Source organism: Bacteroidota bacterium, from assembly GCA_013360915.1.
Lineage (GTDB): Bacteria > Bacteroidota > JABWAT01 > JABWAT01 > JABWAT01 > JABWAT01.
On the sequence record JABWAT010000002.1, the window covers coordinates 554,157 to 575,090 of the forward strand.

The window sequence follows — 20,934 nt, forward strand, 5'->3', positions numbered from 1 at the left end:
AGAGGTTACCTTAAATGTTAAAATTACCAAGCTGGCAGGACATCATCAAATCAGGATCCGCCGGCAGGCCAGAAAAGAAAAATCAGGGTTTCAGGGAGTGGGTCCGGTGACCGGGGTATTCCGTGTGAAGGAAACCGTCTGACCCGTGGTGATTTCATACGTTTCACAGAACCCGCCTCTGACTTCCAGAACCTGCCGGGCAGGCTGGTCTGAGGAATATCGTTCGGTTGAAAAGGGCTGTGTGTAAGAATGAATCGTCACAATTTTTCCAGCCGAGTTTATGAAAATCATATCGAGGGTTGAGGGTGTGTTTTTCATCCAGAACGTCTGAATCATATCATACGGAAACAGGAACAGCATACCCTGGGTATCGGGCAACGGATCCCGGTACATCAACCCCTGTGCCCTGGACTGATCATTTTCTGCGATTTCAATCTGGAGTCGGGCCCGTTCCCGACCGGTTTCATCAGTGATGACCAATTGGCCATCATGCCGGAAAGGGATGGTTTTGACTGCCTCGGTGCGTGGTGTTGAAATGCGGGAGGAAAAATTCCCGCTCATGTATAGCAGCAGGGAGGCTACAGCCAGCAGAATGAGGACTGCCAGAATCCATTTTTTCCGGAATATTTGCATACGATGCTTTCAGTTTCGACTTTCTTGTGCAAAGATAACGAAAGGCATCTGTTGGAAAGAACCTCCATTTTCAGACAGGCAGCACTCTGGCTGGCACTGACACGACCACTGAACCTATCTCTGGCGCTTCTGTCTGTGATTGTGGTAAGCTGGTTGGTGGGACTGAACGACCTGTTTCTTATCTGGTCATCGTCCTTTTCCGTTCTGATGATAACGGCGGCGGGAAACATGCTGAACGATGTTAAGGACATTGAAACAGACCGTATCAACCGTCCGGGGCGCCCATTAGTCAGTAACAGGCTGCCATTGGGCCTGGTCAGCATGGTCTGGAAACTGATGATGTCTGCTGGTCTGGTGGTTTCAGCGGTATTCCTTCCTGCAGAAGCCACGGGGCTGGCCTTGCTGAACGCCTTTCTTCTCATTTGGTATTCATCCGGACTGAAAGGAACTCCGCTGATCGGAAATCTGGTGGTTTCCTGGTTGCTGGCGTCTGTTTTTCTCTTTACCGGGCTGGTGGCCGGCGCCTGGACGGAAACGCTATATCCGGCTCTGGTCGTTTTTTGTTTCTCTTTGCCCCGGGAACTTGCCAAAGATGCCTGTGATGAGCCAGGTGACCGATTGGCTGGTTTTGGCACGTTTCCTGTCCGGATGGGATTGCCGCTGACCAGAATTATTCTATTCGTGTTAGTATTGGTAGCCGCTTTCAGCGGACTGGTCCCTGTCTGGTCAGGTGCATGGGGAACGGGCTTTCTGTACTTGTACCTGATGGTGGTGGTCCCCGTTATGATTTTCATTCTGATTCTTGTTGGACGGGCGTCATTACCGTCCCATTTCCGCCTGCCTGCCAGTCTGTTAAAGGTGGTGATCGTGCCTGCATTGGCTGCCTTGATCGCCGGGAAACTATGGTAAGGTGGAAAGGACAACCGATTTAGGTTACCTTTGCAGAAAATAACAGGAACCCGTTGTGCCTTCAGACGATTTGAATGCCTCGCGGCGACGCCGGCAGGATCCGCCACAGAAGAAAGAATTTGACCGTCATCTCGACAGACTTCTCGAGAACGGTGCGCTCACCTTTGATCCGGACCTGATCGAGGAAATGCTCGAGTTTTACATGGAGCACGACTATTTCATCGAAGCCCTTCACATTGTAAACAAGGTTCTGGAAACCTCTCCCGGCAATTCAGATTTCACCGCACGCCGTGGTGTGTTGCTCAATGACACCGGACAGTGGGAAGAAGCACTCGAGTGCTTCAATTCTGCGCTGGTTTTTAATCCTTCCGATCCTGAATTGCTTATTAACAAGGGAATTTGCCTCGATAACCTCGGAAGTTATGAGGAGGCGCTTTCCTGCTTTATGCATGCCCTTGATCTGGATCCGGGAAATCCGGATGTCTATTTCAACCTCGGAATCATTCATGAAAAAATGGAGGCCTGGGAAAAAGCAGTTGGGTATTTTAAACAATGCCTTGAACTGAATCCGGTTCATCGGGATGCCTCCTTCGAGCTCGGATATTGTTACGATATGATTGGTGAGAGTGCTCGTTCAGTCGAGTACTATGAAAAACAACTGGATACCGATCCGTACAATTTCAACGCCTGGTATAACCTCGGTATTGCTTTCAGCAAGCAGGAGCAGTTTGAGTCGGCGCTCCATGCATTCGACATGTCGCTGGCCATCCATGACGATTTTTCCCCCGCGCTTTTCAACAAGGCCAACACGCTGGTCAAAATCGGTCAGTTTGCCGAATCGGTTGAAGTCTATGATGAATACCTGAAACTGGAACCGGAGGATCATGCTGCCCGGCAGAACCTGGCAGGTGCCCTGATGGAAACAGGCAAACACAACCGGGCAATCTCTCTGCTGAAAGAAGTTCTTTCTGCAGAACCGGATAACGCCGATGCCTATTATGCACTGGGATGCGCCCATGATGGTCTGGAACGATATATCGAAGCCTTGAATGCATTTCAGATGGCTTCCAGACTGGAACCTGCCAATCCCGATTTTATCTATGCCATTGCGGACTCTCTTTACAATCTCGGCCGGGTGGAGGAGTCACTTCCATTTTACAAACGGGTGGTCAGTGTCGATTCCACCAACCATCAGGCCTGGTTTGACCTGGCTGAAACAGCTTTTGAACTGGAATTGAACAGAGAAGCAGAGAAGGCCGTAAAAATGGCCGTCATCCAGAATAGTTCAGATTACAATTACCGCATTCTTGCGGCTCAGATTTATTTTTCACTGGATGACAATGAAAAAGCCTGGGAACACCTCCGCCAGGCAGGCCGGATTGATCCGATCAGGATCCAGTCCTTAATTGACCAGTTGCCCGGCTTGTTTGGTGATGACTTCCGTTCCAGATTAGTCTGAGTATGGTCATTACCGTTCAGGAGTTCCTCGCGCTCTGCGAACCGGATCAAGGTCCGATGCTCCTTGGAGTGGTCGGCAATCCCATCTCACATACCCGATCACCCCGTATCCAATCGCTTTTTGCCCGTGAAGCCAAATTGAACATGGACTATGTTGCCATTCAGGCTGCCGATCCGGCAGAGGTTCATCGGTTGCTCGAGGCTACCCAAACGGTTTCCCGATGCAGGGGATTCAACCTGACCATCCCGTTTAAAGAGGTCTTGCTTTCGTACCATCCTGATTCTCTGACCATCAGAATCGGGGCCGGTAATACGGTGGTGAAGAGAAACAACCGCTGGGAATCCACCAACACCGATTGGCAGGGTTTTCTGGCTCCGCTTTCAGGAAGGACCCTCCGGACGGCCTGCGTTCTCGGCTGGGGGGGCTCGGCACGCGCGGTGGTATATGCCTTGCAATCGGTTGGCTGTCAGGTGACTGTCATTTCCCGCCGGGATTGTCAGATTCCGGGGATACCGGTACTTCAATCGGACTACGAGTCTCCGATGATCGGGTTTTCAACTCCGGATCTGATTGTGAATACCACTCCGGTCGGCATGGCAGGTACCGGTTCAACCTTTAATCCGGATTTCCTATACTCATTGGGCAAACCGGTTCTGGCTTATGATCTCATTTACCGTCCGGCTGTGACCCCCTTCCTGGAACATTTCCGGTCGGTCGGATCTGAAACAGTGAATGGCGCCCCCATGCTTGTCGGGCAGGCTGCCTCTGCTTTTTACCACTGGTTTGGCATTCAACCTTCCGTGGAAGTGTGTCAACAGGCCATTTCGGACCTGATCGACGGATGATCACACTGATTCTGGCAGCTGTATTGCAGGTTTTTCTGGATGGCTATACCCTCCGGTTCGGGATGTTTCCAAGTGACAAGGCGGGTCAGAATGTCTGGATTGAACAGGTCATTGCCGGCATTGACACCACCGCCGACTGGACCGATTGGCAACGAGTCCGGATAGGATTTTCGGTGGCCGCGATGGTGGCAGGATCTGATACCTCCCATCTTCATTCACTGGCCGGTCAGTTATGGGAAAAGCAGGGAATTCCCGTGCTTTGGGTTGACTCACCGCAGGAATACCCGGTCCCGCTGGTTCCCGTCGAAGAACCCTTGTTTGGTGTATCCTTTTTCCGCATCGGTTCCCACCGGTACTACGACTTTATTCAAAGTCACTTTTTTAAACTGGCACGCAGAACGGTGACCATCCGCGAATCGGAAGAGAACCGGAATCCGGGCAGACCGCTCCGATTGCTTGAAAAACCCCCGGCTGTGATTCCGGATCCGGTTAGCCGGTTGGCCGAATGGTCCTGGAACGGTCAGTCGTTTTCGTTAATCATTCGCTCGGACCGGAACCTGATCAGTTTTTACAGAAGCCTTCCGGTGATGGATTTCCGGTATGCGTTGAATTTCAGGTTTACAGCCGGAGATGAAAGACAATGGCTGGCCGATTTGCACCAGCTGTTTAAAAAGGAAGGGCTTGATGAATACCAGATTGCCGAGAGCCTCAGACAGCTGATTCTTCAGGTATTTCCTTATCAGGATGACCGGTCCCTGTATGGCCGTGAACACCTTTCCTGGCCACCGGAATTGTTTTTTGCGGAAGGATCTGATTGCGAAGACCGGTCCATTCTTCTTGCATTGCTTCTGATGAATCTGACACACCTGCCCGTTTATCTGGCTGATTTTCCTGACCATGTGAGTGTATTGATCCGTGCACCAGAAACCTGGAATGGAGATGTCTATTTCATAGATAATCAACCATATATCTATCTTGATCCGACTTATTACGATGCCCCTTTTGGTGAAATCCCCGATCTTGTCCGGGGTCTGACTCCTGATGTACTGAAACCACAACCTTACCTATGAATCTGTCACATCCCGGTATACGACCTGTTTATTTCCGTTCATCCCTTCATTCGGTTGTGGCCGGTATTTCGACCCGTTTGGGCGGGTTCAGTCAACCTCCGTTTCATTCATTTAACCTGGGAAGGTCGGCGGGAGAAGATCTTGGTGTGGTCAGTAAAAACCGTGAGTTGTATGCGGGTTTTTTTGGGGTGAATACCCGGCAGATGGTATTTGGTTACCAATGTCATGGCACCTCTATTGCAGAATCTGATTGCGGCCAGGAAATACCAGATACCGATGGTTTTATGACCCGTCAACCCGGTGTTCTTCTGAATGTCTCTGTGGCAGACTGCTTTCCGGTTTGGTTTTATGATCCTTCCACGGGTTCTGTGGCTGTGAATCATTGTGGATGGCGCGGAACGGTCGGCGGCATCCAGGTTCAGCAGCTGAACCGTTTCCGGCAGATGGGTTCTGATTTATCGGCTGTTGAAGTGATTATCGGCCCCGGTATCCGGTCCTGTCATTTCCAGGTAAGGGAGGATATTGTTAATCAGTTTCCGGTTTGGTCGGTCACTGCCGGGCCGGAACCTGGCACCTGGATGGTGGATTTACCATCTATCATCCGGCGATCACTGACCGAGGCCGGATTGCAGAACCACCAGATTGAGGATCTGAATGAATGCACAGCCTGCATGACCGACCGGTATTACTCGTTCCGTGCGGAAAAGGGAGTTACCGGCCGGATGATGGCAGGGATTATGATCAGGTCTTAGTCTGCAACGGACGCAGACGGGCAGTGAAATGCCGTAAAACCGGTGCTTCGTACTCCAATTGCAATCCCCGTACTGCCTCACGGTTCTGATACAGCGAAATCAGGGCTTCGGCCACGTAGGTCATGTGCATGGTGGTATAGACCCGTCGGGGAATGGCCAATCGGACCAGATCCAGTCTGGGCACCAATTCCTGTCCGGTAGCCGGGTCTTTCTTCCCGAACATTAGCGTCCCGATTTCCACCGTTCTGATTCCGAACTGCCGGTACAACTCAACGACCAGAACCTGACCGGGAAAGTTTACCGGAGGAATGTGCGGATAAAAATGCCTCGCATCCACATAAACGGCATGACCACCGGCTGGCTGAATAACTGCAATTCCGGCCTGAGTGAGCAGATCAGCCAGATATTCCACCTGACTGGTCCGGTAGGCAAGGTAATTTTCATCCAGTACCTCGGTCAATCCAATCGCTATGGCCTCAAGATCCCGTCCGGCCAAACCGCCATAGGTGGGGAATCCTTCAATCAGGATCAGTAGGTTGGTGATCTGGCGGGCCAGTTGAGTATCATTCAAAGCCAGAAATCCGCCCATGTTGACCAATCCGTCCTTTTTAGCCGACATGGTGCATCCATCTGCATGAGAGAACATTTCCTGTGCGATCGATTCAATGCTCCGGTTGGCATATCCGGGTTCCCGTTTCTTGATAAACCAGGCATTCTCGGCAAAACGGCAGGCATCCAGAATCAGGGGCACTCCATACCGGTTCAGCAACTCCCGCACCTGGCGGATGTTTTCCATGGAAACGGGTTGTCCGCCGCCTGAGTTGTTGGTGATGGTGAGCATGCAGACCGGAATCCGTTCTTTACCATATTTTTTAAGGGCGGATTCCAGTTTTCCCAGATCCATGTTTCCTTTAAATGGGTGCAGATTACCTGGTTCATACGCTTCATCGATGACCAGATCGAGGGCAGTGGCTTTGTGAATTTCAATATTGGCCCGTGTGGTATCGAAATGACTGTTCGAAGGAATGATGCTGGTCTCATTGCATAGTGTTGAGAATAATAGGTTCTCAGCAACCCGGCCCTGATGGGTGGGAATGATATGAGTAAAACCGGTTAGAGAACGCACCACCGATTCAAACCGGAAGAAGCTGCGGCTTCCCGCATAGGCCTCATCTCCTACCATGAGACCTGCCCACTGGCGGTCACTCATGGCACTGGTTCCGCTGTCGGTCAGCAGATCAATAAAGATGGAATCCGATGGGATTGAGAACAGGTTGTTACCGGCAGTAAGAAGCAATTCATCTCTTTCTTCACGGGTGGTCATCCGGATCGGTTCCACTACCTTGATTTTGAAAGGTTCGGCAGGAAATTTCATGTGGGTCCTTTTCTGTGTTGGTCAGTTGCAAGTTATCAAAAAAAAGACAAATTGGTTAAGTACCCGACTGATGCGCTTGCGGGACTGGGATGAGGGTTGTACCTTGATATCCTGAGAAAAAACCTATGAAGTCCCGGAAAAGAAAAACCGACCCATTGAAGTATATCGGATCCGATTTTGAAATTTCAAGAGGGCATCCGCTTCCGCTGGGTGCCAGTATTCAGCGGGGAGGTATCAACTTTTCGGTCTACTCCAAACATGCCACACAGGTCACTCTGGTGGTGATCAATCCGGAAACTCAGGAGATTCAGTATGAATTTCCTTTCAATGAGGAGTACAACCGGACCGGTGATATCTGGCATTTGTTTGTCAAAGACCTGGATGTCAATATCGGGTACGGATTCCGGATGGAACGGAAGCATAACCGATACCCGCACATTCACCGGTTTAATGAAGAGTTTGTTTTGCAGGATCCGTATGCCAGAGCACTGGCCGGGGGTCATGTCTGGAATACCCATCACAAAAAATCCCGGTTTTCGGTAATCTCAAATGATGAGTATGACTGGAAAACCGACCGTCCCCTGAACATTCCTCTCAGAGATACCATCATCTATGAACTCCATGTCAGAGGCTTTACCGCTCACCCTTCTTCAAAAGTGAAGGACAAGGGTACCTTTTCCGGATTAAAGGAGAAGATACCCTACCTGAAGGATCTTGGAATCACAGCAGTTGAATTATTGCCGGTCACCGAGTTTGAAGAAAATGACGATTTTGAGCGGTATGATCCTGTTAATGGAAGCCGGTTGGTGAATTTCTGGGGTTACAGCCCCATTTCTTTCTTTGCTCCCAAAGCCGCTTATGCAGCAACCGGCGCTTCCCGGGGACAGGTGAGAGAATTCAAGGACATGGTAAAGGCCTTTCATGCAGCGGGAATTGAGGTGTTCCTGGATGTCGTTTTTAATCACACCGCAGAGGGCAATGAACTCGGTCCAACCTTTAACTTCAGGGGACTTGATAACGCCACATATTACATTATTGATCCGGTAACCGGTAAATACCACAATTATTCAGGTTGTGGAAATACCATGAACTGTAACCATCCCTTTGTCAGGGACTTTATTCTGGATTGCCTCCGTTATTGGGTGACCGAAATGAAGGTTGATGGATTCCGGTTTGATCTGGCCAGTATTTTGGGGAGAGATACCGACGGGACTGTGTTAAATAACCCTCCGTTACTGGAACGGATCGCCGCCGACCCGGTTCTGTCTAAAACCAAAATCATTGCCGAAGCATGGGATGCCGCCGGGCTGTATCAGGTTGGATCTTTCCCTCACTGGCACCGGTGGGCCGAATGGAACGGCAAATTCAGAGATGACATCCGGCGGTTTGTGAAAGGAGATCCCGGACTGGCAGGAGAAATTGCGGCCCGCCTGACGGGTAGTGCCGATTTATATGAAAAATCGGGTCGGGCACCCTACGATAGCATCAATTTTATTACCAGCCACGATGGTTTCACGATGGCAGATCTGGTTTCCTACAACCGGAAATACAACGAACCAAATGGAGAGAATAATCAGGATGGGTCCAATGACAACCACAGCTGGAATTGCGGGGAAGAAGGACCTACCGAGGATCAGCCCATAAGAGAACTCCGGTTCAGACAGATCAAAAACCTGGCCACATTACTGATGGCTTCAAACGGGGTCCCGATGTTACTCGCTGGCGATGAATTTGGCCGGACTCAGCAGGGAAATAATAATGCCTATTGCCATGATAACGAAATCAGTTGGGTTAACTGGCGGCTAAAATCAGAAAACAGCGGGCTGTTCCGGTTCTTTAAACTTCTGATAGCCTTCCGGAAAGCCAACCCCATCCTTCGGCGCGAACGCTTCGATGAGTACGATATTATCTGGCATGGCTTTAATTTATACGAACCCGATTGGTCAGAAGATGCCCGATGGATTTCGGTTCATTTTTCGGGTGCCAGATATCCTGAACTCGAGGGTTGCAAACATATACAGCTGATCGCCAATGCTCATTGGGAACCGCATACTTTTGCCTTACCCAAACTTGTAGGTAAAACATGGTATGTAAAGGTGAACACGGCCAATGAGTCACCTGCAGATATCTGTTCGGATGGGAAGGAAACAGCCGCTGAGAATCAGGAACGTATTGAGGTGGCTCCGCGTTCAGTCCTGATCCTGACCGGACTCTGAGCCATTGCCGGCTACCACTGCTCCCGAGGCAATTTCATTGTTTAAATGGTCCAGGACTCTAACCAGATAAATACCGGGAACCACCAGATTTCCTCTGTCATCCTTCTTATCCCATTCATAAATCAGAATGCCCCTCTCAAGAGTATCGGTTCGGATGAGCGTGTGATAGGAATTGGAAATCTCTGCCCGGGTGATGGTGGTTAATGAAGTCGGACGGGGAAGTTTGAAAACAAGGGTGGTGCTGAGTGAACCTGATTCTTGACAACCAGTCAGAATAAGAAGAACTACAAAAGTGGTCAGTAACTTTTTCATAGCGTGAGTCCCACAACCAGTGAAACATATAACATTTCAAATGAAGGCTGATATCCATCAGATGATTTGCCTGAGGCAGGCTTCTTTTTGATATCTCTGGAAATATGAAACTGATACCCGGGGCGGACTTCGAAATAGCCGATTTTGTTCTCAAAATACCGGCCCACCATGACTGATACGCCGGCCACTCTGCCCTCAATGTTCAGTATATCCTTGATGATTTTCTCGGAACCGTTTGTTTTGTAACTCAATGCCTCCCGGCGGGTATCGTTTACCCATCCGAAAAAGCCTCCAAAACCGTAATTGAGCTCCGAATTTTTAACTGAAACCGAAAAGAGTCGTTCCAGATGGATACTGACGGTTTGCAAGCGATGTTCGATCAGAAAATCGCCCGTTCCGCTTTCCTGGAAAAAATTGAATGAATTAAAGAAACCTTCCATGCCGGAAGATTTTGAATTGATCAGTTCTGACCGGATGGAAAGCCGGAGACGCAGACCGGTATCCCGGTTAAAGACGGAGGTTCCAAAATGAAACGATGGTCCGGCAGACAGATCTGATCCGTCGAGATCGTACTGTTTATCCAGTGTTTCCAGAAGTTTGTCATCCTGACCGAAGGAATACTGGCTGTAGCCGAGCCCTCCCTCAATCTGGATCAGCAGATCCCGGCCTGATTCAAGCGGAATGGTCCGCTTCTGGATCTGTGTAACGGCCTGTTGGGGAATAATCATCAGTAAAACAAGGGCAATCACCAGAAAATACAAGGAGCGATGTAAAGACATCATCAGTTCATCCTTTCAAGGTACTCAGGAACGGGTCATAACAACGATTGACTCTATATGCCAGGTATGCGGAAACATATCCACCGGTTGAACAGGTCCGGGCAGATACCTGGCTTCTCTCAGGATGGACATGTCCCGTGCCTGTGTCACCGGATTACATGAAATATATATAATCCGATCCGCTCCAAGTGAGGGCAATTTCCGTGTCAGTGCATCCGGAAGACCGGCACGCGGAGGATCGACCACTACAATATCGGGTTGCCCGTACTGAACGGACCAGCTATCCAACTCGTCAAACTGCTTCGACAAATCACCACAGAAAAAGTCAGCGTTGGTGATCCCGTTCAACCGGGCATTTTCCTTCGCATTTTCAACAGCTTCTGGTCTGATCTCCATTCCAACCACCTTTCTGACTGAACGGGCAGCGAGCAGGCCAATGGTGCCCGGCCCGCAAAACAGGTCATACAAATGGTCGTTCCCGGTTAGCTGGGCCATCCTGAAAGCGGTTTCAAACAATTTTTCAGCCTGATACGTGTTTGTCTGGAAAAAAGATTCCGGATGAATCCTGAAACGGATTCCACCCAGCATTTCTTCCAGATGATCTTTTCCTGCCAGAATCCGGGTTCCTTCTCCCCGGGGAACGGGCCCCGGTCCGGAATGGGTGATCTGAATCAGACTGGTAATTTCTGGAAAATGGGCGGTTAACCGGGTAGCCAGTCGATCCAGCAATGCCCTGTCATCAACCGTTGTGACCAGAATGACCATCAAATCGGCGGTGTGTGCTGCCTGTCTGATAATCAGGGATCTCCAGAAGCCGTGATGCGATTTTATGGACCAGGGCAGAAAACCCGAGTCCAGGGAAAAAGCTTTAATTTCTTCTAGCAGCCGGTTGGCAACGGGGGATTGTAACAGGCAATGATCAATATCCACTATCTTATCAAATCGCCCGGGCACATGAAGTCCAAGGGCAAAATTCGAAGGTTTTTCACTCAGTCCGGCTGTTTCGCTGGTAAGCAACCAACGGTTATCAGAAAAAGTGAAATCCATTTTATTACGGTACCCCGTTTCCCGCGGAGAACCGAGAGTTGGGAGAACCGTCAGATCTTTGAAACCGCCGATACGCTGCATGGCATCCATGACGTGTTCGCGTTTGGCTTCAAGCTGATGTGAATACCCGAAATGCTGCCATTTACAGCCTCCGCAAGTACCAAAATGATGGCAACCCGGCTCTGTCCTTCCGGGGCCTGCAGAAACCACATCCACCAATCTGGCTTCCGCATAGGTTCCCTTTACTTTTTGTATCTGAATCGAAACCACGTCACCGGGTATTCCACCATTCACAAAGAGGACAAACTCGTTGTACCGGGCAATGCTTTTTCCTTCCAGACCCGTCCGCTCAATGGTGACCTGAAGCATTTCACCACGCCGGACCGGCAATTCTCTGGCTGTTTCCTTTGACATTTGGTAATTGTAACGGATTGAATTAAATTAAGTAATTGATTTTGCTTAACATAAATAAGCATTTTTAAAAGTAGTCACGCGGCACGAAAGAGTAAACCAACCGTTGCAAAACATATACCCGGAACCAATCGGAATCCCTGGTACCCTGGTCCGGTTTTCTGCCGGATCGGTGGCCTTAACCGGACTTCCCGGAACTGGGAAAACAACTCTCGGGTATCTGTTGTGTCAGGAAACCGGTGTTTTGGTATCAGACGGTCGTCTGCATGTAACAATGACAGATGGACTGATGGCTCATCCGCCCTTTAACCCGCACTTTCATTTCGGGTTTCCGCCCATGTTGCCGGGGCTGATTCATGGGGAACCGGAATCAATTGTTGATCAGGAATCCGGAAAACTGATCACCCTGGTTAATCCGGATTGTTCTGATACCGGGCTTCCAGCGAAAATTACCGATCTGTTCTGGCTCGAAAGGACCGGGTTGAAACAGCCCACCATTCTTCGGGCCTCGGTAACCGAATTATCCTCATTACTGAGGCAGAATCGGTACCCGATTCCTGATCAGGGGTTAGAAGGCTGCCGGTTATTCAGGCTCCGGATTCCGGGTGATCCCGGTGCTTTCAGAAAAGCCGCCAAACAGATTGGTTCTGAAATGAAGGCACTGCATCTCATTCAACCAACCTCAATATAAAGGTCTCACATGATTCGTGGTGTTTTATACAGTCTCAATGCCCTGATGGGTGAGTCCTATGAAGATGAGGAATTTCTTGACACTCCTGTGCGAATCCGGCGACGCGAATGTCCTGAACTGCGCGCCTTTATCGGTCCGCACAAGTGGCGGACCCGGGTGCTTGAAGACATCCGGCTGCGTGTAAAAAGCGAGGTTCTGGCCGGGAAACCCCGCAATGAATATCCAGATATACTTAAACTGATAAGGAATGTCCTGTCTCATCATTCAGACAAACCGGTTCCGGATGATCTTCCAGAAAAAGTGTTGAGGATTCTTGACCGGTTCTCTGGTTTTACCTTTTCAGATCTGACCATGCGGGTCATTCAGGAAGTGTACCGTCGGAATTATGTGCAGGCCATTGTGGCGAACAGTATCATACCTGCCCGTTTTTATTCAGATCACTTCACTCAGTCCGGCGTCAGCCGGTTTTTCGAGGCCATTATTACCAGCTCGGATCTGGAAGTCGCCAAACCCGATCCTGCCATTTTCGAATTTGCTCTTGAAGCCCTGCAGTTCAAGGCAGAAGAGCTTATTTTTGTGGCTGATTCGCTTGAAACAGATGTGATGGGCGGGGTTCAGATGGGAATCCGTACCATCCTGCTGAACCGATACACCCGCATTCCGGTCGTTCCACGTGGTGTGGAAGTGGTTCAGGATTTCAGGCAGCTTATTGCAAAATTACAACCTCTATAATTTGCCCATGGAAAATCAATCAAAACTGATCGAAAAGGTCATTCTGTCCGTCGTCCGTGAGGATACACGCCAGAAATCGGAACCTGTTAAATGTCACGATACCCTGTATGGAACCTGTGTACATGGCTGGGATTGCCCATCGCACAAGGCGCAGGCCGTCAACCGGATTATTGAGGCAGGTGCATGCCGGGTTGGCAACTCCATCGGAAGCTGTGATGTGATCCCGGCTGTAGCCCGGATGATAGATCACACCCTTCTTAAACCGGAGGCCACAGAAAAGGACGTAAGGCAGTTGTGCAAGGAGGCTGCACAATATCAGTTTGCATCAGTCTGCATTAATCCCGGTTGGATCCCGCTGGCTGCTTCCATGTTGCGTGATACAAAGGTGGATGTGTGTACAGTGATCGGATTTCCATTGGGAGCTACCAGCACGAAAGCCAAACGTGAAGAGACCCGTATTGCCATCGAAGAAGGCGCCACCGAAGTGGACATGGTTATTAATGTGGGTTGGCTGAAATCAGGATTGACCGATGCCGTTGAGGATGATATACGGGCGGTTGTTGAACAGGCCGCCTGTAACCACGTGCTGACCAAAGTGATTCTGGAAACCTGTCTGCTGACCGACGAGGAAAAAGTAATTGCCTGTATTCTGTCGAAAAATGCAGGAGCTCATTTTGTGAAAACCTCCACCGGTTTTAGCAAAGGCGGAGCAACTGTGCAGGACATTGCCCTGATGCGTCAGGTTGTGGGTCCGATGATGGGTGTTAAAGCATCGGGCGGAGTACGCTCCTGGGAAGATGCCGAGAAGATGATCGCCTCCGGTGCAAACCGCATCGGTGCAAGTGCCTCTGTAGCCATCGTGAAACATGAAACCAGTAAAAGTACTTATTAGTCTGCTGCTTCCGGCAGTCATTTCCTGCGGTAGCACCCCTCAGGGAACCGGACCAGCATCGGGAGGAGCAAAGGTCACTGCGGCAGCCAACCCGCTCGATACTTTACGCTGGAACCTGACCCGAACGCCTTTTGAACCCAGAATGACTCCGAAAATTATCGGACCCAACCTGTCCGATGAATGGCTCAGAATTCAGACGGATACCACAGAATCGGCCGGTGAGGAGACTCTCCTTGGCAGCAGGGGATTCAGAATTCAGGTTTTTGCAAAACCGGACAGGGCATTGGCTGAACAGGTTCTGATGGAAGCCCGGCTGATTTCCGGGTTACCTGCTTATTTGTCCTATCAGGCTCCTAATTATATCGTCAGGATTGGGAATTTTCCCAATGAGGCCCGTGCGCGTGCCAGTCTGGAATCACTGGAAAACCGATACCCGAATGGCACCGTGGTGCCGGATTTTATAGAAAAATAGGTTTCAGGTTTATTTAGGACCCGCAACCGTACTCATCAGGTCCCCTGCAGGTTCATACCGTATCTGCTCAAATTGTACATCAGGAAAACCCTCTTGCAGGGAACTGGCCCAGAAAAGTCCAACCACCGACCGGGTGGCTGGTTTCAGTGTAATCTGGCTCTGATGACGGTCTGATTGTACGGATGGAATCAGATATAACGTGAACCAGACCCGTTGACCGGATTCATTTTTCACTTCAACATAATAGCCGGTTCTTTTTCCATCCTCCGATGGTTTTGCCGTTGATAACCGGTATTGTAATTGAGAATGCCCCTGTACGACCTGCCATCCGGACCATTTGGATTGGCCCGAAACCGGGGAAGAGCTGATAAGTGAGGTCAGGCAAATAATAACTGGAATAAGGTAAGTTTTCATAGATGGCCTTTTACTCGGTAAACAAAAATAATTACTGCAATCGCCGATAATTACAATACAAATATAGTGCATTATCCAATAATATATTAATAAATAAAGTCATCGTTTGTAATGGAATATAAACTGACCACCGAATTTATTCCCTCGGGTGACCAGCCCAGGGCCATTGAAGAATTAACCAATGGATACAGGAATGGGGAAAAATTTCAGACGCTTCTGGGGGTGACCGGAAGCGGGAAAACCTTCACCATGGCCAATGTCATCAGGAATCTTGGTAAACCCACGCTTATTCTGACCCATAACAAAACGCTTGCAGCACAATTGTATGGTGAATTCAAACAGTTCTTTGCTGAAAATGCCGTTGAGTTTTTTATCTCCTATTACGACTACTATCAACCAGAAGCGTACATTCCGACCACGGACCTCTACATTGAAAAGGACATGTCCATCAATGATGAAATTGACCGTCTTCGGCTGAAAGCGACCAGTTCCTTACTCAGCGGGCGGCAGGATGTCATCATCGTTTCGTCAGTGTCCTGTATCTATGGTATCGGTGCCCCTGATGCCTATCTGCAGCAATTGGTCGAGATTAAAACCGGTCAGACTCTGTACCGGAAACCGTTTCTTGATTCGCTGGTAAACATCCATTATGTCAGAAACGATGCCGACTTTAAACGGGGTACCTTCCGGGTGAGGGGCGAGGTGATCGATGTATTCCCGGCCTATGAGGAATTTGCCTACCGGATTCATTTTTTCGACAACGAAATCGAGAAAATTCAGATTCTGGATCCGTTACTGAATCAGGTCACCGGAAAAGTTGATGAAGTGGCTTTGTTTCCCGCCAAACACTTTGTGACGGACAGGGAAACCCTGAACGAGGCGCTGCTTGATATTGAAGCTGAATTGACCTGGAGACTGAATATTCTGCGAACGGAAGGCCGGTTCCTGGAAGCCAAACGACTCGAGGAGCGAACCCGTTTCGATATGGAAATGATCAGGGAAATCGGCTATTGTTCCGGTATCGAGAACTATTCAAGACACCTGGCCAGAAGAAAGGAAGGGGAAAGACCTTCGGTCCTCCTCGATTATTTCCCCAAGGATTATCTGCTGATTATTGACGAAAGCCACCAGACCATTCCACAGATTCATGGTATGTACGGTGGGGATCGGTCAAGAAAACTGAACCTGGTTGAATATGGATTCCGCCTTCCTTCCGCGCTGGATAACCGTCCGATGCGTTTCGAGGAATTCAGAGGCATGCTGAATCAGGTGCTTTTTGTATCGGCTACTCCGGCCGCCTGGGAATTGGAACAGTGCCAGGGTGTGGTGATTGAGCAGATTATACGCCCGACCGGACTTCTGGATCCTGAAATTGATGTGAGACCTGTGAAAAACCAGATTGATGATCTTCTTGCTGAAATACGTGAACGGGTCAGAAGGGAAGAACGGGTTCTGGTAACCACCCTGACCAAGCGAATGTCTGAAGATTTAACCGAGTACCTTTCCAACCTATCTGTGAGAGTGCGGTATCTGCATTCCGATATTGATTCACTTGAACGGGTGGAAATCTTGCGTGGCCTCCGGCTGGCCGAATTTGATGTTCTGGTGGGAATAAATCTGCTCAGGGAAGGTCTCGATTTGCCAGAAGTGTCACTGGTGGCCATTCTGGATGCTGACAAGGAGGGATTTCTCCGGTCTGAAACCTCCCTGATTCAGGTTGCAGGCCGTGCGGCCCGGAATGAGAATGGTAAAGTGATCCTTTATGCAGATACCATCACCGGATCCATGGAACGCATGATGGCTGAAACCAGAAGACGTCGTGAGATGCAGATAGAATGGAATCAGGCGAACGGAATTGTTCCTAAAACGGTACTGAAAAGCAGGGAACAGATTCTGCAGTCCACGGCCATCGCCGATATCCGGGCAAAACAGGAACAGCGGATTTACACCGAAGACACGGTCAACATGGTTGCTGCAGATCCATTGGTCAGTTATCTGGCCCCTGATAAACTGGAAAAACTGATCTCCCGGCTCAGAAACGAAATGAAACAGGCCGCCAAGGACCTTGAATTTGAGCGCGCAGCCGAGATCCGTGATGAAATCGACCGGCTCCAGAAAGTGAAGAAATAGAGGCGGCTTTCTTTCTGCCTGCACAGAAATGATTACCGGCCTTCCTGATCTCCATCTGGCACATACTCCAGCAAATCCCCCGGCTGACAGTTCAGTGCCCGGCAGATGGCTTCCAGAGTGCTGAACCGGATGGCTTTCGCCTTTCCGGTTTTCAGAATGGATAAATTGGCCAGAGTGATATCCACCCGGGTGGACAATTCATTCAATGACATTTTCCTTTTTGCCATCATAACATCCAGATTTACAATGATCGCCATGATCACACCGTCGCATCTGTTTCGGATTGTAAGTCGGTTCCACGCTGATAAATAATGGCAAGCAAATAGATTATACCTGCAAAGAACAGCATTTCAAAGGCATTCCATGATAGGGGAACAGTCAGCCCTTTTTTGTTTAGGGAGTCATGGAACTGATTCGCCAGAATGGCGACTATCCCGGTCCCGAACGCATAATAACTGATTCTGGAAAACAGGAGCGTCAGTGTTTCGCTGAACGGTCGGTTCAGGTCCAGCACGTTGAATACACGGGTGAGCAAAAAGGCAATCATGGCCTGAAGGGCATGAATGGTAACCAGAAAGGAAACCACACAGATATACAGCCAGAGATGATAATCGGCGATTGGTTTCAGATTTAATCCTTCATAAAGATCGCTTGCAGCAACCGGATTGACCCACAGACTGATGGAGAAGGAAGTCAGAATGGCTCCGGTTTTGATACACAATCCGATGAAAATAACCCAGGAAAGAACGTGAAGGGCTTTAAAAACCCATTGGCTTGCAGTGGTCATGCGAGTAACTCCTTGTTTGTGTCAGGACAAACGTAAACAAAGAATTATCGAAAAGCAATAAATAAATATTGCTATATAATAATTAATGATCGTATAACAGATAAAACGCTGCCGCCCAGCAGATCCGGTTATCCGGTATTCTTCATTCCTGCCGCAATTCCATTTACCGTTTCGCGCAGAACAAAAAGAATCTGAGCCCGCTCTGGATCGTCTTCCTGAAGGGTCCGGAGCTGCTTCAGCAATCTGATCTGAATCCGGTTCATCGGATCGATATACGGATTCCGGCGGTGAATACTTCTCTGCAGGGTCGACTGATGATCCAGAATCCGGTTTTCGCCGGTAATCATCAGGATCATCTCACGCGTCAGATTGAATTCGTTCAGGAGTCCGGACAGAAACTGTTCTCCCTGTTTTTTATCAGGAAACAGATCCAGATACTCCATGGCAAGGCGCGTATTGGATTTACCCAATGCATTTTCAATGTTTTTGATAAAGGTGGAAAAGTAATTCCATTCCCGATATAATTTCTGAAGGAAGGGCAGTCCGGTCTCGGGGTTTTCATTTATCCAACGTGACAGGCCGGTCCCGACTCCGTAAAAACCAGGAATAAGCAGTCGGGTCTGCATCCAGGAAAAAACCCATGGGATGGCACGCAGGTCTTTCAGTGAGGTTCCGGCCTTCCTGCGGGTGGGCCGGCTTCCGATCTGCAAGGTTGAAATCAGGTCAATGGGTGTGTAAACCTGATAAACCTTCATAAAATCCGTGCCATTGATCAGATCCTGATAGGCCTCCATGCTCAGGTCGCTGATGCGATCCATGTGCCGGATCCAATCCGGGGCGGGTGGAGGAGGCACTGGGGTTCCGGGAGGATAAAAACTGGATTTGATGACCGAGTTGATAACCTGCTCCAGGGTTCTGAGTGCAATTTCACGGAATCCATATTTCTGGGATATCATTTCACCCTGTTCGGTGATGCGGATTCTTCCGTTAACGGTGCCAGAAGGCTGAGCGAGAATGGCTTCACTCGAATATCCGCCTCCGCGGCCGATAGAGCCGCCTCGTCCGTGGAACAACCGGAAGGTAACCCCGTGTTGATCACAGACTGTCCGGATGTTCAGTTGGGCATTATAGAGCTGCCAGTTGGAGGCCAGGATGCCGCCGTCTTTTGAAGAGTCAGAATAGCCAAGCATGATTTCCTGAAAGTGTCCGCGGTCTCTGATGGCCTCACGGTAACTTTTTGCCGAGAACAGCCGGTCAAGGATGGATGGGAGTGCTTTCAGATCAGAAATGGTTTCGAAAAGAGGTACAATATTGACCATCAGCTGCCGGCGACCTGAACCAGTGAGGGGAAACAAACCAAATTCTTTGAACAACAGCAAAAGGGCCAATACATCCGATTCATCTTCACACATCGAGATGATAAAATTCTCGACACAATCGGGTGAAATAACCGCTTTGGCCCAACGAATGGTTCTGACAGTGGAAATGAGCTCAGAAGTCGTATCTGAAAACTTGAATTCAGGTGAGAATAGCGGTCTGGGTGATCCGATTTCCCGTTCCAGCACAGCCACACGCTCACCAAGGGTAAGTGAAGACCAGGTTGGTTCGGCTCCGCTCTGCCGGAGCAGTTCAGAAACGCCTTTTCTGATCACCTCAGAATTCTGCCGGATGTCGAGGGAAGAAAAATGAAATCCGAAAACCTTGATTTTATAAATAAACGGGTCGATGGCATCGGTGACCAGGTGCCTGACATTCTGCTGAATCAGTTCATTCCGGATAATGGTCAGATCGTCAATCAAAGCAGTGGCTGTCTGATAGGAATGTCGCAAAGGCGTATCCTGTCCTGATTGATCTCGGGTAAGGATAATCCGTTCTCTGATCAGCACAAGATGGGTTCGGAACCATTCGTGGGGACTGCGGACCTGGCCTGCAATGACACCAGGAAAATCCTGACTGTAAGTCTGTATTTCCCTGGCAACGCGGTCGCAATAGGCCGATTCGTAGGGTTTCCTGAGGTGGCTGATCGAAAATTTCGAAATCAGATCGGTCAATTCAGAGACATAATGTTCCAAAATGGCCTTACGTTGCAGGACCAGAGTTTCTCTGGTCACCGCAGCAGTGACAAAGGGATGGCCGTCGCGATCGCCGCCGATCCAAGAACCTGGTTTAACCACCGGGGGAACCGGTGTATTTTCACCTAACCAGTCATTAAATGTGTACCTGAACTTTTCGTATAAATCACCAATGGCCGGGTACAGTACCTCATTGAGATAAAACAAACCGGTCTTGACTTCGTCGATGACTTCAACCTGGTGGGTTCTGACTTCATCAGTCAGCCAGATGCTGATAATTTCCGATTTGATCTGCTGTCGGGTCTGAAGTGTTTCTGAAGGAGTCAGCGGATGATGATCCTTTTCAGTCATTAATTGATACAACCGCTGGTATTTTTCAAGCATCGTTTTCCGCTTGGCTTCGGTGGGGTGAGCGGTAAAGGTCGGCACGATTTCCACATTCTGGATGAATCCGATGAATGAATTTACTGCCTGTGGTTTCAGGTTCAGTTCAGATTTGATATCGGGCAGGGTACCGCGGCTTTTATTCGTTACCGGATCCATTTCATAGGCACGGGAACGTCTGGCCCGGTGAACATGCTCAGCCAGATTTACCAGATGAAAATACGTGGTGAACGCCCGGGTAAGCAGTGATAATTGCTCAAGATTGCACCGGTCCAGCAGTCGGTTGATATCTTTGACTGTCCCAAGATCACCGCTTTCGTTAGCTTCAATCGATTTAAGCCTGACCTCTTCTTCCAGATTGAAAAAGGCCTCTCCACATTGTTCCCTGATGACCTCGCCAAGCAAAGAACCTAAAAATTGAATATCCTGCCGGAGACCCTGATCGGTAGGTTGGGAAACAGTGGACTGGGTGTGTGTCATCCTGAGTAATTTCTTAAGTATATTTTGTTTAAAGTTAATTAATTAAGGGTAGGTTCCCAAACAGGCGGGCAA

Annotated in this window: 20 protein-coding genes; 11 read left to right on the top strand and 9 right to left on the bottom strand. The window is 49.3% G+C overall.

Going from position 1 to position 20,934, the window contains the following annotated elements:
- Positions 1-90: 90 nt before the first annotated feature.
- Complete coding sequence (locus tag HUU10_06125; protein ID NUQ81169.1) at positions 91-633, bottom strand: DUF192 domain-containing protein; 543 nt, start codon at positions 631-633, stop codon at positions 91-93.
- Between the two features lie 51 nt (positions 634-684).
- Here HUU10_06125 and HUU10_06130 point away from each other — a divergent pair, with 51 nt between their 5' ends.
- From HUU10_06130 to pgeF, 5 genes are read left to right on the top strand one after another with little or no spacing between them, the layout of a single operon-like run.
- Entirely contained in the window at positions 685-1,542 is an 858-nt protein-coding gene (locus HUU10_06130) for a geranylgeranylglycerol-phosphate geranylgeranyltransferase (GenBank protein NUQ81170.1), read from the top strand.
- Between the two features lie 55 nt (positions 1,543-1,597).
- The gene (locus HUU10_06135; protein NUQ81171.1) at positions 1,598-3,001 is read left to right on the top strand and encodes a tetratricopeptide repeat protein; all 1,404 of its coding nucleotides are present in this window, start codon (positions 1,598-1,600) and stop codon (positions 2,999-3,001) included.
- 2 nt (positions 3,002-3,003) lie between these two features.
- The gene (locus tag HUU10_06140; GenBank protein ID NUQ81172.1) at positions 3,004-3,846 is read left to right on the top strand and encodes a shikimate dehydrogenase; all 843 of its coding nucleotides are present in this window, start codon (positions 3,004-3,006) and stop codon (positions 3,844-3,846) included.
- Positions 3,843-4,916 carry a hypothetical protein gene (locus HUU10_06145; GenBank protein ID NUQ81173.1) on the top strand — a complete coding sequence of 358 codons (1,074 nt, stop codon included), beginning with the start codon at positions 3,843-3,845 and terminating at the stop codon, positions 4,914-4,916. The genes HUU10_06140 and HUU10_06145 overlap by 4 nt, the downstream gene beginning before the upstream one ends.
- The gene (pgeF, locus tag HUU10_06150) at positions 4,913-5,668 is read left to right on the top strand and encodes a peptidoglycan editing factor PgeF (GenBank protein ID NUQ81174.1); all 756 of its coding nucleotides are present in this window, start codon (positions 4,913-4,915) and stop codon (positions 5,666-5,668) included. The genes HUU10_06145 and pgeF overlap by 4 nt, the downstream gene beginning before the upstream one ends.
- Here the strand turns inward: pgeF and HUU10_06155 are convergent.
- Positions 5,658-7,043, bottom strand: coding sequence for a tryptophanase (locus HUU10_06155; protein NUQ81175.1), 1,386 nt, complete (start codon positions 7,041-7,043; stop codon positions 5,658-5,660). The two genes, pgeF and HUU10_06155, sit on opposite strands and share 11 nt — an antisense overlap.
- Positions 7,044-7,168: 125 nt before the next feature.
- Here HUU10_06155 and glgX point away from each other — a divergent pair, with 125 nt between their 5' ends.
- Positions 7,169-9,259, top strand: coding sequence for a glycogen debranching protein GlgX (gene glgX / locus HUU10_06160; protein ID NUQ81176.1), 2,091 nt, complete (start codon positions 7,169-7,171; stop codon positions 9,257-9,259).
- Here glgX and HUU10_06165 read toward each other — a convergent pair.
- Genes HUU10_06165 through rlmD form a run of 3 tightly spaced genes read right to left on the bottom strand, consistent with a single transcriptional unit; the run spans position 9,233 to position 11,811 of the window.
- On the bottom strand, positions 9,233-9,571 hold the full coding sequence (locus HUU10_06165; GenBank protein NUQ81177.1) for a lipoprotein: 339 nt from the start codon (positions 9,569-9,571) through the stop codon (positions 9,233-9,235). The two genes, glgX and HUU10_06165, sit on opposite strands and share 27 nt — an antisense overlap.
- Positions 9,568-10,353: a hypothetical protein gene (locus HUU10_06170; GenBank protein NUQ81178.1), complete on the bottom strand. Its 786-nt coding sequence runs from the start codon at positions 10,351-10,353 to the stop codon at positions 9,568-9,570. Before HUU10_06170 ends, HUU10_06165 begins: the two co-directional genes overlap by 4 nt.
- A gap of 21 nt (positions 10,354-10,374) precedes the next feature.
- Complete coding sequence (rlmD, locus tag HUU10_06175) at positions 10,375-11,811, bottom strand: 23S rRNA (uracil(1939)-C(5))-methyltransferase RlmD (protein ID NUQ81179.1); 1,437 nt, start codon at positions 11,809-11,811, stop codon at positions 10,375-10,377.
- Positions 11,812-11,914: 103 nt separating this feature from the next.
- Here rlmD and HUU10_06180 point away from each other — a divergent pair, with 103 nt between their 5' ends.
- The 4 genes from HUU10_06180 (at position 11,915) to HUU10_06195 (ending at position 14,595) form a co-directional block, all read left to right on the top strand.
- Positions 11,915-12,499 (top strand): hypothetical protein, encoded by a 585-nt coding sequence (locus tag HUU10_06180; protein ID NUQ81180.1) that lies wholly within the window; start codon positions 11,915-11,917, stop codon positions 12,497-12,499.
- A 9-nt stretch (positions 12,500-12,508) separates the two neighbouring features.
- Complete coding sequence (locus HUU10_06185) at positions 12,509-13,231, top strand: HAD-IA family hydrolase (GenBank protein ID NUQ81181.1); 723 nt, start codon at positions 12,509-12,511, stop codon at positions 13,229-13,231.
- 217 nt (positions 13,232-13,448) lie between these two features.
- Entirely contained in the window at positions 13,449-14,123 is a 675-nt protein-coding gene (deoC, locus tag HUU10_06190) for a deoxyribose-phosphate aldolase (GenBank protein ID NUQ81182.1), read from the top strand.
- Positions 14,098-14,595 (top strand): SPOR domain-containing protein, encoded by a 498-nt coding sequence (locus HUU10_06195; protein NUQ81183.1) that lies wholly within the window; start codon positions 14,098-14,100, stop codon positions 14,593-14,595. The genes deoC and HUU10_06195 overlap by 26 nt, the downstream gene beginning before the upstream one ends.
- Before the next feature lie 9 nt (positions 14,596-14,604).
- Here the strand turns inward: HUU10_06195 and HUU10_06200 are convergent, their stop codons facing one another.
- Entirely contained in the window at positions 14,605-15,009 is a 405-nt protein-coding gene (locus HUU10_06200) for a hypothetical protein (protein ID NUQ81184.1), read from the bottom strand.
- A 111-nt stretch (positions 15,010-15,120) separates the two neighbouring features.
- On the opposite strand from HUU10_06200, the gene uvrB reads away from it, so the two are divergent.
- The gene (uvrB, locus tag HUU10_06205; protein ID NUQ81185.1) at positions 15,121-17,139 is read left to right on the top strand and encodes an excinuclease ABC subunit UvrB; all 2,019 of its coding nucleotides are present in this window, start codon (positions 15,121-15,123) and stop codon (positions 17,137-17,139) included.
- 32 nt (positions 17,140-17,171) lie between these two features.
- On the opposite strand, the gene HUU10_06210 is transcribed toward uvrB, so the two are convergent.
- The 3 genes from HUU10_06210 to ppc form a co-directional block, all read right to left on the bottom strand.
- On the bottom strand, positions 17,172-17,396 hold the full coding sequence (locus HUU10_06210) for a helix-turn-helix transcriptional regulator (protein NUQ81186.1): 225 nt from the start codon (positions 17,394-17,396) through the stop codon (positions 17,172-17,174).
- Between the two features lie 2 nt (positions 17,397-17,398).
- Positions 17,399-17,926: a DUF2975 domain-containing protein gene (locus HUU10_06215; protein NUQ81187.1), complete on the bottom strand. Its 528-nt coding sequence runs from the start codon at positions 17,924-17,926 to the stop codon at positions 17,399-17,401.
- A gap of 128 nt (positions 17,927-18,054) precedes the next feature.
- Positions 18,055-20,862 (bottom strand): phosphoenolpyruvate carboxylase, encoded by a 2,808-nt coding sequence (gene ppc / locus HUU10_06220; protein NUQ81188.1) that lies wholly within the window; start codon positions 20,860-20,862, stop codon positions 18,055-18,057.
- Between the last annotated feature and the right edge of the window lie 72 nt (positions 20,863-20,934).